A 17,327-nucleotide genomic window follows, 5' to 3' on the forward strand; every position below is an offset into this window, starting at 1 on the left:
GAGTCGTTACTATGCGTATTGCTCCGGTTCCATCTATTCATTCCCCTCGTCCCAAACCTAATGCTTTGCTATTGGCATTATCGTTAGCAGGATTACCGTCTTTTTCTTATGCATTAGATGCCTGCCAGTTTAATGATATCACCCAAGCACAAGAGCCAATTTTAGCGATTAAAAATGCACAACCAGCCTGTTATAACTCGTGGTTTTATACCGATAGTAAAGCCATCTTGGGTCTATACAGTGAAAATAGTATAGACAGCATTAACCGAGCGCTGGCGTTAGAGGTTTCGCAATATCAAGGAACAGAAGCGCAAGCCAAATCTATTGCTAATCTGGGGGAGTTTATCCGTGCCGCGTATTATGTGCGCTATGGTGTAAAACAAGATTTTGGTGATTATTCGGAGCAATTGAGTAATGCGATTGCGGATACGATTAACCAGTTTATGTTATCGCCTTACAGTTTGAGCTTAGGTCGTGAACAAGTGGCGGCCATGTCGAGCTTAACGTTAATGGTCGATAACGTGAAACGCCTACCTTCAACGATGGCGAATTTCATCGTGCTATTGGACGCCTTTAACCCACAAACGGCGCAAGATGTACAGTTTGTTGATGGTTTAAATAACTTATTTCGATCCATGAGCGGCCATGCTTCGCGTGATGATTTTTATCAAGACATTGAAGCCCATCCAGAATATTTGGAGACACTGTATCGTTTTGCCACTGAGCATGATTGGGCGTTAGGAACCGATGCCGATTTCATTTTGTACAATGCGGTGCGTGAAACGGGGCGCTTACTGGTTAGCCCTTACCCAAACACCAAAACTCGAGTCATTGCGATTTTAGAAAAAGTATTGGAACGTTACCCGCTGGGTGGACGTAGCGATAAACTCTGGATTGCTGCGGTTGAAATGCTTTCTTACTACGCGCCAGAGACATTGGAAGCGCTTAATTTAACGCAAGCTAAGCAGCAACTTGAACAGCGTATCATGCCAAATCGCCATCAATGTGATGGGCCTGCTATTATCCGCTCGCAAGGCTTAACACCTCAGCAAGCAGAGCAAGCGTGTGGCATTTTGAATGAGAAAGAAGCCGACTTCCATACCGTCGTGAATACCGGTTTCACGCCCGTGGCCGATGATCTTAATCAACAAGTGGAAGTGGTGGTATTTGATAGCAACGAAAGTTATGTCAGTTATTCCAACTTCTTGTTTGGCAATACTACCAACAACGGTGGGCAATACCTTGAAGGCAACCCGGCTGATGCCAACAACACAGCGCGCTTTGTCGCTTACCGATATGCGCAGGATGAGGCGTTGTCTATTCTCAATTTAGAGCATGAATATGTGCATTATTTGGACGGACGCTACAATCAATACGGTTCGTTTTCTCTCAATTTAAGTGAAGGCCATATCGTGTGGTGGTTGGAAGGCTTCGCTGAATACATGCACTATAAAAAAGGCTACCAAGCGGCGGTAGACTTAATTGCTGAGAAAAAACTGAGCCTCACGCAAGTGCTAGCCACTACTTATCAAAATGACACCAATCAAATTTATCGCTGGGGCTATTTAGCGGTTCGTTTTATGCTGGAAAACCATCCCAATGAAGTGGATCAACTGCTAGCGCTATCACGTAGTGGCGATTTCAAAGCATGGGCTGAGCAAGTGAAACGGATCGGAAAAAGCCTAGACAGCGAATTTTCAACTTGGTTAGACACTTTGACAACGGACAGTGGTAATCCAGAAGATCCGACTGTGCCACCAATTCAACCAGAAGACACGATGAATCATTTAGCGTTAGGGCAGAGTGTTACCTTGTCGGGTGAGCAGTACAGTGAACAACTCTATTATATTGATGTTCCAGATAATGTCAGTGAATTGTCGATTAATATTAGCGGTGATGGTGACGCCGATCTTTATTTAAGTTATGAAAAAATTGCGCATTATTATGATTATCAAATAACAAATTTTGAACTGCATAGTAATGAAACAATTGCACTAGAAAAACAAGCCCATGGTACCGTTTTACCGGGTCGCTATTATTTTAGTATTACGGGTAGAGAAGCTTACCAGCGTGTTGAATTAAATACGAAAGTAAGTTACGCCATTACCGATAATACGCAAAAGCCTAGTGATGATTTAGCACCTGTTGTTCTCGAAAATCGTCAGCCAATGACGTTGGGTATTCATCAAACTCGCTATGCAGCGATTTATGTACCAGAGGGAATGAGCAGTGTCAAAGTTTGGCTCCAGCCTATTGATAAGATGGCAGCCCACAATGTTGATCTTTATGCAGAAAGCGAGCACTGGCCTACATTGACTCATTTTGATCAAGCGTCTAAACGTGCTGATAGCTATGAGTATATTGAACTGCCAGTAACGCAAGCGGGCTATGTCCATTTCATGCTTAATGCACAGCAAGCCAATAGCCAAGTTGAGCTCTATGCAACTTATGAATAATTAATGAATAAAAAGAAGTGTAAAAGCACTTCTTTTTATTAAAATCATATAATTAGCCATAAAAGTAATAGCTATATTAACATTGTGTAATTTAATCTTTACTTAATAATAATTTGATCTTGTGGGAAGAATATAAATTAACACTCTATTTATTTCTTGAAAGAATAGCATTCGGTGATATTGTGTTTTTATGTAGAGTTATTACTCTATGTTGTAATTAAAAATATTAAGGGTTCATTATGAGATATATAACACCCGTTTCATTACTGCTTGTGGCCACTATTATGGGGTGCAACTCAGAAGAAGCGACAACCAGTAGCACCAGCCAATCCAATGCTGATGCGATTGCACAGCAAAAAAGAGCGTTAGCACTGCAACTGAGTGAAAGTTACGCCGAGCTTGAAACCACACTTAAAACTGAAATCAGCGCGCAAAACCTATCCATTTCTGTTTCCACTTTGTTTGAAGAGCAGCCTGATTCCGATTTTAGTCAACAGATGGTTGTAGCGGACGCGCAAATTCGTTCAATGAAAGGCATTGAGGATTTTACTGAGCAATTGCTGCAACTGCGTATTGCCGATGCGTCGATGATTAAAGAGTGGCAAGAAGGGCAAAGCCCGTTGTTTGCTTTTGAGCCCAAAGGTAATGATGCGTCTTGGCAATATATTGAAGCGTTTGATGTGTACGGACAGGTGCATCAACTGGATGTATATCAAATGCCAGATGTACCCGTTTTCGTGGTTGATAGTAATAGCGAAGTGGAATTGCGCGCAGGCTTACAAGCAATGCGTGCACAGATGAACGCATTGGGTCAATCGACCACATTGACCACAGTAGAAAGTGGTAGCGTCGCCGCGCAAGCGATGGCCCGCAGCAGCGATAATAGCGCTGAGCCTATTTCCACCACAGTACTGAAAAAAATTCGTTTAGCGGATGACAAAGAACCGTGGATCTCTGGAGCGGCTGAAATTTATGCGATTGTTACAGGCATCAATCCAAGCCGAGATGAGCCGACCATTGACTTAGTTGAAATGCCTTATTTGGATTACGACAAGCAAGATTACTTCCCAAATCAAGTGATGATCCAATGGTCTCGTTACCGTTGGGGCGCAGCCGATCTTATCTTGATGGAGCAAGATGATGGTACCGATTATAAGGAGCTGGCTAAATTACTCGTCAAAGTAGCGGAAGAAGTGCTGAAGCTTATCCCTGATCCAGAAGTGCAGGCGTATGCGATTATTCCGCAAATCACGGGCAAGATCATTGATGCGATTCCCGATGGTTTACTGGTCAACGACGACGATTATGTCGATGTCTTTTACACTTTGATGCAAGACACCAGCTATGTTGATCATCCTGGAGCGAGTGGTAACGCAGTGGCCACTTTTGAACCTTTGACGATTAACCCGACACGTCCATAACATTTCTCTCCCCCTAGAAAGCGAGCGCGAATCTCTTATTAGCGCTCGCTTTTTCATCATTCTTGCTGCTTCTGATCATCATGGCCGATTTTGATGTGAATAGGGTTGCTTGAACGACGGTCAACGATTATATTACCCGAACTTAATGCGAATGCTTATCAAAATCTGTCGCAGTTATTTTGAATGGGAACCTATATGAAATCGTTGTTTAGTTTGGCAGCACTTGGCTTGCTTACCTCTTTTACTCTCAGTGCTAAAACCGTTTCTGTGGATCATCAACTCGGTACCACGACGATCGAGCAAAATCCGCAACGTGTGGTTGTCATTGGTTTGGGTGCGTTAGATACGTTAGATCGCTTTGGTATTGAACCTGTCGCGGTATCGAAAGTAACTGAACTGCCGAATTATTTAGCGAAGTACAACAGCGATACATACGCACCTGCCGGTTCTTTATTTGAGCCTGATTTCGAAACCATTTATATGCAAAAACCGGATGTGATTGTGATTGGGCCGCGCGCCGCAACCAGTTATGACGAGCTATCTAAAATTGCACCAACTATCGTTTTTGCAGCCGATGCAAGCCAAGGCTACTGGCAGAGTACACAGCAGCAGTGGCGTAATCTAGGCAAAGTCTTTGCTATTGAAGATCAAGTGGAAGCCAAAATTGAAGATTTAGATAAGCAGTTTCAAGCACTTCGTAGCTTTAATCAGAACAATCAAATCGATGCGCTCACAGTGATGAGCTCTGGCGGTAACATTACCGCTTTCGGGCCTGAATCACGTTTCTCGGCGGTGTATAAAGATTTTGGATTCAAAACGACCGTCGATAGTATCAAAGCGACACGCCATGGCGATCTAATCTCTTATGAATTTATTCGCGAACATGATCCTAAAACCTTATTGATCATTGATCGCGATACGTTGGTCAACAAAGGGCAAAGTCATACTCGCCAAGAGTTTGAAAATGACCTGATCAAAGCGACGGCAGCCTACAAAAATAAAAGTATGGCCTTTTTAGACCTTAATGCTTGGTACCTATCCATTTCTGGTGTGACTGCTACCGAGCAGATGATCAGCGACGTTAGAAATGCTGTACACATTCACTAATTTGCCACAAACAAGCTGAGGTTAGCTTTGAAAAAGTTATTGCTTGCTTTGTTGGTAGTCAGCCTATCTTCACTGTTTGTGGGGGTAGGCAATCTATCACTAATGGCATTACTGCAAGGGGATGCCCATGCTTGGCAACTGCTCTTTACCAGTCGTTTGCCACGTTTGTTGGCGATTGTTTTAGCCGGGGCAGGGCTCAGTATCGCGGGTCTTATTATGCAGCAAATCAGTCAAAACCGATTTGCCGCGCCTTCTACCTCCGGTACCATTGAATGCGCCATGCTGGGCTATGTGTTGAGCTTAGTCTTTTTTGGTCACGGTGAAAGCTTGTGGCTTATTTTCTCGGTTTCGATTGCGGGCACTTTGCTGTTTGTCCAACTGATTCAGCGCGTGCAGTTTAAAAATGCCATTTTTGTCCCTTTGATCGGCATTATTTTTGGTAATGTGGTGGAATCCGCCGCCTCCTTCATCGCTTACAAATACGATGCGATACAAAACCTTTCTAGCTGGACGGTAGCCAATTTTGCCAATTTGCTGAAAGGGGATTTCGAACTGCTCTATATTGCGATCCCGGTTGCCCTCTTTAGCTATTTGTATGCGGCGCGAATTTCGGCGGTCGGCATGGGTAAAGATTTTGCTGTGAACTTAGGGCTTAACTATCAGCAAGTGCTGGTGATTGGCGTTTGTTTGGTGTCGGTGATGTCTGCGACGGTTGTGATGATTGTCGGTCAACTGCCTTTTTTAGGGTTGATTGTGCCTAATTTAGTCAGCCACTATTACGGCGACAACTTACGCAAAAATATCCCTCGTACGGCCATTTTCGGTGCGTTATTGGTGCTGCTATGTGATTTGGGCGGTCGTTTGATTATTTTCCCCTATGAAGTGCCGATTTCGATGATCATCAGTATTCTCGGTGGCAGTGTATTTATTGTGTTGCTGTTGCGAGGACAACGCCATGGGTAAATCTGTATGTGCGAGCATCACTTTGCGTGATCATACCAAACTGTGGTTACTGGTTTTGGCTTCTCTGCTTTTTGCTGGGTTATTTATTGGTGTTGGATTGAACGCCGGCAACTATCACTATTTTCTTTCTCGTCGTGTACCCAAAGTATTGGCGATGGTGTTAGCGGGTATTGCCATTGCGCAGTCCTCTCTAGCGTTTCAAACCATTACCCACAACCGAATTTTAACGCCCAGCATCATGGGGTTTGATTCACTCTACCTGTTTGTGCAGGTGTTAGTGGTGACTCTTTTTGGTGGCCTAAGTAGCTACGCGCTTAATGCTTACCTCAATTTTTCGTTGTCCGTTGCCGCCATGTTGCTGTTTTCTAGTTTGTTGTTCGCTTTTTATTTTCGTAAGCAGCAGAGCAACTTAATGGTGTTGTTGCTATTAGGAGTCATTCTGGGGCAACTGTTTTCCAGCATTTCCTCCTTTTTGATCATGCTGATGGATCCGAATGATTTTTCATCGGTACAGTCCAATATGTTTGCGAGCTTCAACAACGTGAAAGTGGAACTTGTGTATTGGGTAACACCGTTACTGCTGTTGGTTTGCTTTGGCCTGTTTCGCCTGCATCGCGTGTTGGATGTTTTATGGTTGGATAACGATAACGCGGTCAGTTTAGGGGTGGATGTACGCCGAGTGACGCACCATGTATTGATGCTTAGTGCGGTATTAATTGCTATTTCTACAGCTTTAGTTGGGCCCGTGATGTTCTTTGGCTTATTGGTCACCAACTTAACGCGCGAGTGGTTTCGTTCATACCAACACCGAACCTTATTGATTGGTTGTTCCGCGATGGCGGTGTGTGCATTGCTTTCTGGTCAATGGGTGGTTGAAAAAGTATTCCAGTTTGAAACAACGCTGAGTGTGGTGATCAATTTCATCGGAGGCCTCTATTTTCTCTCCCTCCTTTTACGTAATAAAATGGTTTAATTTCATATGATTCAGCTAGATAAACTGACTAAAGTGTTTGGCCAACAAGCCGTTGTGGATAAGGCCTGTGCGCAGTTTGAAAAAGGCAAGGTCACTTCAATTATTGGCCCTAATGGCGCAGGGAAAAGTACCTTACTGTCGATGGCCAGCCGTTTGGTCAGCCGTGATAGCGGTAAAGTTTGGATTGAAAGCAAAGAGCTGGTTGAGTGGGATACTAAAGCGTTGGCTAAAAAGCTGTCGGTTCTGCGTCAAGCCAATACTCTGACCATGCGTTTTACCGTGAAAGAGCTGGTGGCTTTTGGCCGTTTTCCTTATTCGCAAGGTAAATTAACAGCCAACGATCATGCGATGATTGAGCAATCGATCGAATATCTTGATCTTAAAGCGATAGAAGATAAATACCTAGACGAACTGAGTGGCGGCCAACGCCAGCTGGCCTTTATTGCCATGGTGATCGCCCAAGATACCGATTACATCTTTCTCGATGAGCCATTGAACAACCTCGATATCAAACACTCATTGCAGATCATGGCCACTATTCAGCGTTTAGCACATGAGTTGAATAAAGCGGTGGTCGTGGTGATCCACGACATCAATTTTGCATCCTGTTACTCCGATTCCATCATTGCGCTGAAACGAGGCCAAGTAGTAGCAACTGGCACAGTACAAGAGGTGATTCAATCGTCGGTTTTGAGCGATATCTATGAAACGCCGTTCAACGTATTAGAAATAGAAAGTAAGCGTATTTGTATGTATTACACCCATTGATGCGATTTAACTGCCGGTGTGCGTAACGTTACGAGTACTGAACAGAACGCTTTCGATTCACCGTAAGGCCCCTTTTTAGTGCCTAATGTTGTCAACGCAAAATGGTGGAAGCGCAGACGTTTACTGCGCGCTACAGGATGGACTTAAATATTGATATATTTCTCACTTCAAAAGAAATAATAACTTGCCTCAGATCAAGAAAAAATCGTTTGGCATGATGCTGAAACTAAAACAAAGTTGAAAGATTAAAAAATTATTGAATAATGAGGGTCACGTAAACCAAGAAGTTGTATACTTCAACACTTAGTCTAAAACAGGAAACTTACCCCATGTCGAACTCGTTTGTTTTGGTTATTAACTCTGGCAGCTCATCACTGAAGTTTGCGGTGATTGATTCAAATACGGGGGATGCCGTACTGAGTGGTCTAGGTGAATGCTTTGGGCTTGATGATGCCCGTATGAGCTGGAAGTTTAACGGAGAAAAAGCCAATTGTGCGATTCAAGGTGAAGCGAATCACCACCTGTTGGCGGTTGCAAAACTGGTTGAGCTTGTGAAAAGCTACGGCTTGATTGATGACGTCGTTGCAATTGGACACCGCGTAGTACATGGTGGCGAGAAGTTTACTAAGACCGTTAAGTTAGACGAAAAAATCGTCAACGAAGTTGAAGCGCTTAGTGATTTAGCACCGCTACACAATAAAGCACACGCGATTGGTATGCGCGCGGCAATGCTAGCGTTTCCTGAGTTACCGCAGTTTGCTGTTTTTGATACCGCTTTCCACCAAACCATGCCAGCAAAAGCCTACACAGGTGCGATTGCAAAAGAGCTATACACTGAGTTTGGTATTCGCCGCTATGGTTTCCACGGAACCAGCCATTATTTTGTGAGCCGTGAAGCGGCAAAAATGATCAACAAGCCAGTTGAAGAAAGCAGCTTTATTTCTGTTCACCTTGGTAATGGTGCGTCAGTGTGCGCAATTAAAGATGGCCAGAGTGTCGATACCAGTATGGGTTTTACACCGCTTTCCGGTTTGATGATGGGCACTCGCTGTGGTGACCTTGACCCCGGTATCATTGAATTTCTATTGAAGAAGGGTTGGACGCAAGAACAAGTGTTTAATTCATTGAACAAAGCCTCTGGTTTCTTGGGTGTTTCTGGTTTAACCAGCGATGCACGTGGCATTCTAGAAGCCATGGAGCAAGGTCATGAAGGCGCTACATTGGCCTTCCAAGTCTTCACCTACCGTGTGGCGAAATACATCGCGTCATACCTTGCAGCGCTTGATTCGCTCGACGGTATTATTTTCACTGGTGGTATTGGCGAAAACGCATTGCCTATTCGTCGTGAAATTCTACACAACCTGAAAATTCTTGGTTTTGTGGAAGATGAGCAAGGCAACGAGCAAGCTCGATTCGGTAATGCTGGCATTATCGCAAAATCAGACATGCTAAATGCAGTAGCGCTTGTGGTACCAACCAACGAAGAATTCGTGATCGCCCAACAGTCGGTTGAGTTGCTATAATTAAATTTAAAATCAAATAGATAAAAGCGAGCTTAGTGCTCGCTTTTTTTGTACTCATATGTTGGATAGACCATCGCTAAGGATGTGCATGGCGACACACCCATGGCTTACTAAATTGCCTTCTACAATTCATTTTTTTGCATCTAAGTTAGCGAGGTTAGTACTGGGTTGTTGATGCCCCATAATGAGTAGAAAGCGCTATCAGAGTAGAGGGAAGCGTTCTAAATTGGTGGTACCAAAACTAATGGGAGTCCCTACCTAACCTCAATGATTTAGCGGGAGCTGTTCATATGTCACCTGAACATTCAATTTATGCTATACAAGCTTTTTATTGTCTCCCTTAACCATACGATTTTAGGATTCTGATTATTGCGCTTATGCCAGATCATCGTAAATGGAATCAGTAGCTTATGCTGATATTCTTGCGGAATTGGAATGGGTAGCGATACCAAGTTAGGGTGCAGTTGTTCACAATATCGCTGACAATACTTGGGTGCCGTGGTTAACATTAGATGGCTGGGCTTCTCTGCTACAAACAGCGCTTGTTCGAAGCTTGCCATCGTTAGGCTAACATTGCGCGTATGTCCCTGCTCAGCCAAAATCTCATCCAACGCCCAGCTGTCGTTCTTCTCCCATGTAACATTGATATGGGCGTAGCTTAAGAAGGTCTCCAAGTTCCATTCCTGCTCAATCGCTGGGTGGTCTTTTCGGATATACACCATAGGCAGGTCGGAAAATAGAACTTCAAAATTGATGAAATATGGCAGCAGTTCTAGCGACTCCTTAGAGCGAGGGTGGCTCTCTCGCCCCGTAAAACCGATATCCACTTCACCGCGCGTAATCGCGTCTAATGAATCGTAATCCCAATTGTGGTACTTCACTTTAGAATCGGGATACGTGTCATGAATTCGTTTAGTCAGCTCATCCACCATAATGAGTGACAATGGCGACTCGACACCAAGGTGAAACTTCACACCACTCGGCGCATCATCACCTCGTCGTGATGCAACCTGATTACCGATTTGCATCCAGTCTAACAAGCTTTCTTGCATGCTCGTCGCAAGCGTTGTTGGTTTAAGTCCCAGCGGAGTGTTCACAAATAAAGGGTCGTCAAACCAATCACGTAATTTAGCCAGTGACTTACTCACCGATGAGGGTGTTACATTCAGCTTTTTCGCCGTTTTCGTGACACTCTGCTCTTGCAAGAGCAACTGCAGAGTGAGCAATAAATTGAGATCAAGTCGGGCAAGAGATTTCTTCATGGCTTTCACTAACATTATGATATGGAAACAATACTATTAGAGAGAGGCCAATTACGCCACTCGCGACCAAGGCAATGATTAATATCATCACTACCGAGAGGCCTAAAAGCGCCATCAACCAGATAAATATTGCCGAACACGATACCTGAGCAATACCAAGCATGGAGCTTGCTAACCCAGCTTTGCGAGAGAACAAACTGAGTGCTTGACTCATTGCCACACCAAACCCCATTGAAAAGCCCATGCTGATTAAGGCGAATCCAGCCATATAGAGTGTCGAGTTATCGCCATTCAAGTGAGCCGCAAGAATGACGATAACCGACAGCAAAATGGTTACCTGAGCTGAAAACATTAATGTCGTTTGTTTGAAGTAAGAGAGGGCCACAGGCGCTGAAAATGACGTTACCATACCCACCATGGCAAGCAGTGCCATAGCAGTAGAATACTCACCTCTTGTAAGGCCAAGAATATCCATAACAATCATCGGTGAGGTATTCACATAAGAAAGAATCGCAGTCACACCCAAGGATGTGTAAACAACGCGCGAGATAAAGAAACGGTTAAACAGTGACTCATTTGAGCCGTCATTCGCAGTGATACAGTGACGCTCATTTTTAGGTAAGGTTTCCTTCAATACAAAGCAAGCTATCAAACCTATGGCTACCCCCATCAGTGCCATGGCAGTGAACAGCACAGTCCATGGAAACTTAATCATGATCAGATTACCGATAACAGGTGCTAGCACGGGAATCGAACAAGTGATGCCATTAAGCATTGAAAGCACTTTAGCCCGCATTTGGTCATCTAAGGTATCACGCAAAATAGCGAAGGCTACAACGTAGCAACATGCCGCTCCAACGCCTTGGAAGAAACGCATAACTAGGAAGCTATCACTGGTTTCCGCTGAACCCGCCAACGTCGAAGCAAGCGAGAAGATCACTGCCCCACACATGGCGACAGGTTTACGGCCAAAATGGTCAGCAGCTCGTCCTACAAACACCATAGTAGAAGCCATACCCGCAAGATAAACAGAAAAGGCGATATGAAGTTGGGATTCACTTGCAGAAAGATCGTTGGCAATTTGTGGCAAGGCAACCAAATAGAGATCGATGGCAGTGGGATAGAGCAGCACAAAGGCAAAGCTGCATAGCAGATATCGGGATACATTAGCCGCTGGTTTCATGGTGGTCTCGTAAGTGGTTGGGTTTACGAGGATAATATGAGACATCTCTGAACTTGGCGCGTTACCTTTATGACAACAGGTATTTCCATTTACTACATTAGTAAATGAAATGTGTGGGTATGTCAGGGATTTACGTTAGTAAGGCTCCCTGTTTTTCATACATGCTTGATTTTTCCTTGAGCTACTACGCCTTTTCTGTTTATTGGTTCAATAAACAAACATTCATGCTCACCAACCGCGAACATGAATGTTCAGACTTTATCTAACCTAGTTGCGCTTACTGTTCTAGTCCTGCCTGCAGAATACGGAATGCCGCTTTCACTCGTTCCTGATTTGGGTAGTTTTTATTGGCAAGAATCACGATACCCGATTCTTTGCTTGGAATGTAGACCACGTAAGCACCAAACCCACCGGTCGAGCCTGTTTTGTTGACCCATACTCCGTTCGTTGGTGGTGTCGGCGGCGTGTTTATCTGGATTGTTTGAGGCTTAATGATTACGTCCGTCGAATTGCCTTCTAAAAGGGCACTGAGCTGACTGGGATACGGGTACATCTCCCACGCCAAACCTTGCATAAAAGTACTGGACTGATAGAAGCCAGTCCTGTTATTGACCAGTGCTTGTTGCATATCGGTTGCGACTACGGCCAACCCCAGATTAGCTTTGATGTACTGTACCATGTCCGAACTGGTGGACTTGACTCCATACGCCTCTGCATCCAGTACGCCCGGATTCACTCTCACGGCTTCGCCGTTCGCGTTATAGCCAAACGCATACTCTTTCATTTTGTTATCCGGCACATGGATGTAGGTATTGGACATACTCAGTGCTGGGAACACATTTTTTTCCATAGCAGACACGTAGTCCTCTTTCAGGCTTAATGCGGCTATATAGCCAAACAAACCGATACTGGGGTTCGAATAGACTCTTTTAGTGTTGCTTGGGTACACTTCGTTCCAATTTCGATAGTACTGAACCATATCCTGATTGTTTTTCACCGTATCTGGAAACTGCAACGGCAACCCGCCTGCGATGTACGTTCCTAACTCTTGCAAGGTTCGTGCACCGATGGTGCTGCCTTTTAGTTCTGGCATGTGTTGCTCCGCAGTATCCGTTAACGACAGTTGCCCCTTCACCTGCGCGTAGCTCGCCAATGTGGCTGCGAATGTTTTACTGACAGAACCCAACTCAAAAATCGTCGCTTCAGACACAGGCTGGTTTTGCGCTGTATCAGCCACACCGTAATTGTAAAAATACGTCTTCCCCTCAACGACAACACCAAACGCCATACCCGGAATATGATAGTTCTGCATCAATGCTTGAGCCTGTTTATCGACCTCGTTTTTTAATTTTTCTCCCACACCAGCCGCGCGAACGTTAGGCGCAAACAACATAGCCAGAGCTATTGTATTGATGGTTAGTCTTCTTACACACATTGAAGTTAATCTCTCCATTGATAAGTTTTACTTATTGTTTTTAATATATATCACCATAGGACACGCTAATCATAAAAATAGATCTATAAGAGAACAATGCGTTAAAACTAAATCCAGCCATAAGTTTAACTAAGATCTAATCATGAACATCACACATTTACCGCTGAATGCACTGAGGGCATTTCTTATCTCTGCTAAGCATTTAAACTTCACAAAAGCAGCTATCGAGCTCTGTGTCACGCAGGCGGCGATCAGTCAGCAGGTTAAGATGTTGGAGCAGCAACTGGGGGGAGCGCTGTTTTACCGTCTTCCGCGGGGATTAGCGCTGACCGATGAAGGAATGATGTTATTGCCGGTGGTTAAAAATGCGTTTGACAGTATGACCGATACGCTAGAGATGCTTGAACAAGGAATTCACCGAGAAGTGGTCAGTGTTGGTGTTGTGGGCACCTTCGCTCTGAACTGGTTGCTCCCAAGAATTAAAGACTTTAATGAACGTTTTCCTTATATCGATGTCAGAATCTCGACCAACAACAACGTGGCTGATCCCGTGTCCGAAGGGCTGGACTTCTTTATTCGTTATGGCAAAGGCAGATGGCATGCGACCGAAGCAGAGCATTTGTTTCCTGCCCCTTTAACCGTGCTTTGCAATAAAACGATCGGCCATCACTTAGAGAAACCGCAGGACATTCTGGGCTACACTTTGCTCCGTTCATATAATCCTGAGGAGTGGTCGTTGTGGTTTCAACAAGCCCGTATATCGCTACCTAAGTCCAGGCTCAATAGCATTACCTTTGACTCATCCATTTCGATGATTGAAGCAGCAATTCAGGGACTAGGGATTGCATTAGCGCCTCCCGTTATGTTTGAAAAGGCACTCATTGAAGAGAAGCTCATTCAACCCTTCGATATCTTTCTCAACAGCGGATCCTACTGGCTAACAAGACTCCAAAGTCAAACTGAGACCAAAGCGCAGACTCTATTCAAGCAGTGGATCCTGGAGTGTTGCTGATGGTGAACGGGTATTAATTCTGAAACGTCCAGCTGTCAGGCCATCAAAATAGCGGACATCGATGTTAGCCACCTATGGGATCAAACATCCGAGAGTTCACTGCCCGAAGATCACTATCCCACGCTTCAGTTGTGGTATAGCGCGTGACGCAACCGCATGGATTACAGTGCTTAAAGCTAATGCACTTGCCTCCATGTTCGTAACTCCCCAGACCAAACTGCTTGACTTTAGTGAATGAGAATAGTTGGCTATCTCAAATAGAGGTTGTTTGCCATACATCTACTAATTTATTGAGAGCTGGTAATTGCTCGTGAATGTGTAGAGCGCATCTAACGCAGTAAGCCTTGTTTCCTATCTTAAAGCCTGAACCCAAGCGTTCGGGTTTTTTCTTTAACACACTGACTGATAAGTAAAAGCAGAGTTTTCTACTCGCTTGAACAGATATGACCTCTAGTTACTTAGTATTAGAAATAGTGTGTTTTAGGTTTTACTAAACTATCTTTAACAGCATAACAATATTCATATAAACGAATGGCTTTAATGATTGTGTTTGGAGAGCGCATTTATGCAGTGGATTAAAGACTTATCGATTACCCAAAAAATGATTTCGCTAATTACGCTAATGCTGTGCTTAATTGTTGGTGTTGCAAGCTTTAGCGCTTTAAAAATGAATCGTATTGCGCTCGAAATTGAAGAGATCGCTCATGAAAGTATCCCTTTAATTCGATTGACCTCGGATATCACTATCAAACAGTTGGAAAGTTCGATCGCGTTAGAAAAGGCGTTTCGACTAGCCAAAATACCCTTTGCAGATCATGCACAAGAGCTGAAAGACCTTAATCAGAAGGCAGAAAGCATCGCAAAAATGTTGGAGTCTGAATTGGCACAAGCGAAGCAAATACTCAGTGATGCAAAGAAGCATCGTCAAGCGAAGGGTGTTGATCAAGAGAGCCAAAACCGATATCAAACATTTGAAGCGTTAGAAAGTCATTACTATCAGTATGAGGTGGCTTTGTTTGAGTTGCTCAAGCGCTTAAATAGTAATGAGCCAGTAGAACAACTTGCGCCACAAGTGCTCGTGCTAGAAAAAATGCAAGAGGCATTTAATACCGAAATTGAACATTTTCTACGCGATTTAGAGCAAAAAACAGAAACGTCTATTCTCATTACTGAGGATGAAGAACACAGAGCATTGCAGGGCACAATAACATTAGCTGCCGTTTCGATAATTCTTGGCCTTGCTATGGGGACGTTACTCAGCCGTCAAATTGTTCGCTCTGTGCTAAAAGTGAGAAATATAGCGGCTAAAATGGCAAATGGTCATTTTGATCAGCACATTGTGCCAGAATCAAAAGATGAGATCGGCCAGTTGACGCAAAGTATGAACACCATGGCGGACTCGTTGAGTAAAACCGTTGGTGAGGTGATTCAAAGAGCAAACAGCATTGCAGGGCTGGTGACGGAATTAAATGTGTTGGCAGAGAATAACCGTAAAGCGATGCTTGTACAGCAAGAGAGCACTCAGCAAGTTGCGGCTGCAATGGAGCAAATGGCATCAACGATTACAGAAGTGGCGAGTAATGATGAAGGTGCCGCAGAGTCGACTTCTCGTGCAGATAACAGCGTTAAAGCGGCTTGTGAGACGACGGATGTGACACAAAAAATCTCCCATCAATTGGTGATTAACGCGGCTAACTCACAGAAAATGATCTTAGAGTTACAAGACAGCACACATAAAATTCAGAATTTCGTTTCAGTGGTTGATTCGATTTCAGAGCAAACCAATTTGTTGGCACTCAACGCTGCAATTGAAGCGGCAAGGGCGGGTGAACAAGGAAGAGGATTTGCGGTTGTGGCTGATGAAGTGCGCGCTTTGGCTTCTCGCAGCCAAGAAGCGACTCATGAAATCAGCAGTTTGATCCAAGTGTTGGTGAATAAAGCTCAAATTGCTGCAAAATCGATAGAAGATAATGACCAGCAGATCAGCGAATCATCAACACTCGTCGATAGTGCAAAAGCTCAGCTCTATTCGATAGCGGGAGCGTTAGACGAACTGATGCAATCGAACTTGCAAGTCGCCTCCGCCAGCGAGCAACAAGCCGTGAGTGCTGAAGAAGTCAGCCAAAATTTGTTGGGTATTCGTGATTCAGGCGACAAAGTATTAGTGAGCACGGAAGAAACTGCTAACGCTAGTAATGATTTGTCACAGCAAGCCAATGATTTAAAAGCGTTAATGAGCCAATTTAGTGTGCGTAAATTAGCTTAACGTTAATAGTATTAGGATAGAAGAAAGGGCGACGTTGCTGTTCGCCCTTTTGATATTAATTATCTCTTCAATGTGCTGAGGACTTTGACCTTAGTAAAGGCATGGGTCTTTTTAACGAATATGGCTTTGACGTATGTAGTTTTGACGTATATAGCTTTAACGGACGTAGCTGCTTAATCTGGATTGCTTGTTTCTTCGCCCATTGAATATGACAAATCTCCATTGCCAAACCAAACGCCATCGCAAAATAGACGTAGCCTTTATTGATGTGCAGCTCAACACCTTCCGCGATTAACAAACCGCCCAGCATCATTAAAAACAGTAATGCCAGCGTTTTAAAACCCGGATAACGGGTGACTAAGGCGTTAATGCGCGCTGCGGTTAATATCATGATCACCGCAGACGCTAAAATGGCCGCGACCATGATAGGAATGTCGTTAGTTAGACCCACCGCAGTGATTACCGAATCCATGGAAAATACCGCGTCAACCGCGACAATTTGCAGTAACACGACCGCAAGGCCAGCACTCACTGTCGTTGTATGTGAATGCTCATCAGGCATTAGCCAGTTCCACAACTCTTTTGCTGCTTTGAATAACAGAAAAGCACCGCCGAAGATGAGGATAAAATCTCGTCCAGATAATTCGTTGCTAAACCAAACGACTATCGGTGCAGTTAACGACATCAGCCAACTGATAGAAAAAACCAAACCAATCCGAGCGGTAACCGCTAACAAAATGCCTAAGTTACGCGCAAGCGGCCGCTGCTGAACGGGGAGCCGTTCACATAAGACGGAAATGAACACTACATTATCAACGCCAAGAACCACTTCTAAAGCAAGCAGTGTGGCAAATATCGCCCAAGTTTCGGGTAGTAGGAAGAGTTCTAACATGTGGCCTCCTTAAATAAGGGGGCACGGTGAAGGGGGGAATCAGTAAATATTGGTCGCCTGAAGGGG

13 protein-coding genes are annotated in these 17,327 nt (G+C 44.3%); 9 read left to right on the top strand and 4 right to left on the bottom strand.

Annotated features, from left to right (window positions below; translation table 11 throughout):
• Window positions 1–11 precede the first annotated feature (11 nt).
• From AACT42_RS18080 to AACT42_RS18110, 7 genes are all read left to right on the top strand, one after another.
• Complete coding sequence (locus AACT42_RS18080; RefSeq protein WP_094132376.1) at window positions 12–2,456, top strand: M9 family metallopeptidase; 2,445 nt, start codon at window positions 12–14, stop codon at window positions 2,454–2,456.
• Between the two features lie 239 nt (window positions 2,457–2,695).
• Window positions 2,696–3,877, top strand: a complete 1,182-nt coding sequence (locus AACT42_RS18085) for a DUF3103 domain-containing protein (protein WP_017045107.1) — start codon at window positions 2,696–2,698, stop codon at window positions 3,875–3,877.
• Between the two features lie 195 nt (window positions 3,878–4,072).
• Window positions 4,073–4,984: a siderophore ABC transporter substrate-binding protein gene (locus tag AACT42_RS18090; protein WP_202599578.1), complete on the top strand. Its 912-nt coding sequence runs from the start codon at window positions 4,073–4,075 to the stop codon at window positions 4,982–4,984.
• A 27-nt stretch (window positions 4,985–5,011) separates the two neighbouring features.
• A complete protein-coding gene (gene vctD, locus AACT42_RS18095; protein WP_026027432.1) occupies window positions 5,012–5,947 on the top strand; it encodes an iron chelate uptake ABC transporter permease subunit VctD in 936 nt (311 codons plus the stop codon).
• Window positions 5,948–5,969: 22 nt separating this feature from the next.
• Window positions 5,970–6,920 (top strand): iron chelate uptake ABC transporter permease subunit VctG, encoded by a 951-nt coding sequence (vctG, locus tag AACT42_RS18100; RefSeq protein WP_026028906.1) that lies wholly within the window; start codon window positions 5,970–5,972, stop codon window positions 6,918–6,920.
• Between the two features lie 6 nt (window positions 6,921–6,926).
• Window positions 6,927–7,688 (top strand): iron chelate ABC transporter ATP-binding protein VctC, encoded by a 762-nt coding sequence (gene vctC, locus AACT42_RS18105; protein ID WP_013868453.1) that lies wholly within the window; start codon window positions 6,927–6,929, stop codon window positions 7,686–7,688.
• A gap of 329 nt (window positions 7,689–8,017) precedes the next feature.
• Complete coding sequence (locus AACT42_RS18110; RefSeq protein ID WP_094133830.1) at window positions 8,018–9,211, top strand: acetate/propionate family kinase; 1,194 nt, start codon at window positions 8,018–8,020, stop codon at window positions 9,209–9,211.
• A gap of 305 nt (window positions 9,212–9,516) precedes the next feature.
• Here AACT42_RS18110 and yidZ read toward each other — a convergent pair whose 3' ends face one another.
• From yidZ to ampC, 3 genes are all read right to left on the bottom strand, one after another.
• Window positions 9,517–10,473 (bottom strand): HTH-type transcriptional regulator YidZ, encoded by a 957-nt coding sequence (yidZ, locus tag AACT42_RS18115; protein WP_094133831.1) that lies wholly within the window; start codon window positions 10,471–10,473, stop codon window positions 9,517–9,519.
• The gene (locus tag AACT42_RS18120) at window positions 10,448–11,656 is read right to left on the bottom strand and encodes an MFS transporter (protein WP_094133851.1); all 1,209 of its coding nucleotides are present in this window, start codon (window positions 11,654–11,656) and stop codon (window positions 10,448–10,450) included. The genes yidZ and AACT42_RS18120 overlap by 26 nt, the downstream gene beginning before the upstream one ends.
• Before the next feature lie 277 nt (window positions 11,657–11,933).
• Window positions 11,934–13,091: a class C beta-lactamase gene (ampC, locus tag AACT42_RS18125; RefSeq protein ID WP_094133832.1), complete on the bottom strand. Its 1,158-nt coding sequence runs from the start codon at window positions 13,089–13,091 to the stop codon at window positions 11,934–11,936.
• A 142-nt stretch (window positions 13,092–13,233) separates the two neighbouring features.
• Between ampC and AACT42_RS18130 the strand changes: the two genes are divergently transcribed.
• Window positions 13,234–14,103 carry a LysR family transcriptional regulator gene (locus tag AACT42_RS18130; protein WP_094133833.1) on the top strand — a complete coding sequence of 290 codons (870 nt, stop codon included), beginning with the start codon at window positions 13,234–13,236 and terminating at the stop codon, window positions 14,101–14,103.
• 565 nt (window positions 14,104–14,668) lie between these two features.
• Window positions 14,669–16,369: a methyl-accepting chemotaxis protein gene (locus tag AACT42_RS18135; RefSeq protein ID WP_094133834.1), complete on the top strand. Its 1,701-nt coding sequence runs from the start codon at window positions 14,669–14,671 to the stop codon at window positions 16,367–16,369.
• A 67-nt stretch (window positions 16,370–16,436) separates the two neighbouring features.
• Here the strand turns inward: AACT42_RS18135 and AACT42_RS18140 are convergent, their stop codons facing one another.
• The gene (locus tag AACT42_RS18140) at window positions 16,437–17,261 is read right to left on the bottom strand and encodes a TerC family protein (protein WP_017048214.1); all 825 of its coding nucleotides are present in this window, start codon (window positions 17,259–17,261) and stop codon (window positions 16,437–16,439) included.
• Window positions 17,262–17,327: the final 66 nt, after the last annotated feature.

The organism is Vibrio sp. V15_P4S5T153, from assembly GCF_963874485.1.
Lineage (GTDB): Bacteria > Pseudomonadota > Gammaproteobacteria > Enterobacterales > Vibrionaceae > Vibrio > Vibrio anguillarum.

What these genes read in the sequence shown, in the direction of transcription:
- AACT42_RS18135 (WP_094133834.1), top strand. Translation starts at nt 14,669, where the DNA reads ATGCAGTGGATTAAAGACTTATCGATTACCCAAAAAATGATTTCGCTA.
- ampC (WP_094133832.1), bottom strand. Translation starts at nt 13,091, where the DNA reads ATGTGTGTAAGAAGACTAACCATCAATACAATAGCTCTGGCTATGTTG.
- AACT42_RS18110 (WP_094133830.1), top strand. Translation starts at nt 8,018, where the DNA reads ATGTCGAACTCGTTTGTTTTGGTTATTAACTCTGGCAGCTCATCACTG.
- AACT42_RS18130 (WP_094133833.1), top strand. Translation starts at nt 13,234, where the DNA reads ATGAACATCACACATTTACCGCTGAATGCACTGAGGGCATTTCTTATC.
- AACT42_RS18085 (WP_017045107.1), top strand. Translation starts at nt 2,696, where the DNA reads ATGAGATATATAACACCCGTTTCATTACTGCTTGTGGCCACTATTATG.
- AACT42_RS18120 (WP_094133851.1), bottom strand. Translation starts at nt 11,656, where the DNA reads ATGAAACCAGCGGCTAATGTATCCCGATATCTGCTATGCAGCTTTGCC.
- yidZ (WP_094133831.1), bottom strand. Translation starts at nt 10,473, where the DNA reads ATGAAGAAATCTCTTGCCCGACTTGATCTCAATTTATTGCTCACTCTG.
- AACT42_RS18080 (WP_094132376.1), top strand. Translation starts at nt 12, where the DNA reads ATGCGTATTGCTCCGGTTCCATCTATTCATTCCCCTCGTCCCAAACCT.
- AACT42_RS18090 (WP_202599578.1), top strand. Translation starts at nt 4,073, where the DNA reads ATGAAATCGTTGTTTAGTTTGGCAGCACTTGGCTTGCTTACCTCTTTT.
- AACT42_RS18140 (WP_017048214.1), bottom strand. Translation starts at nt 17,261, where the DNA reads ATGTTAGAACTCTTCCTACTACCCGAAACTTGGGCGATATTTGCCACA.
- vctC (WP_013868453.1), top strand. Translation starts at nt 6,927, where the DNA reads ATGATTCAGCTAGATAAACTGACTAAAGTGTTTGGCCAACAAGCCGTT.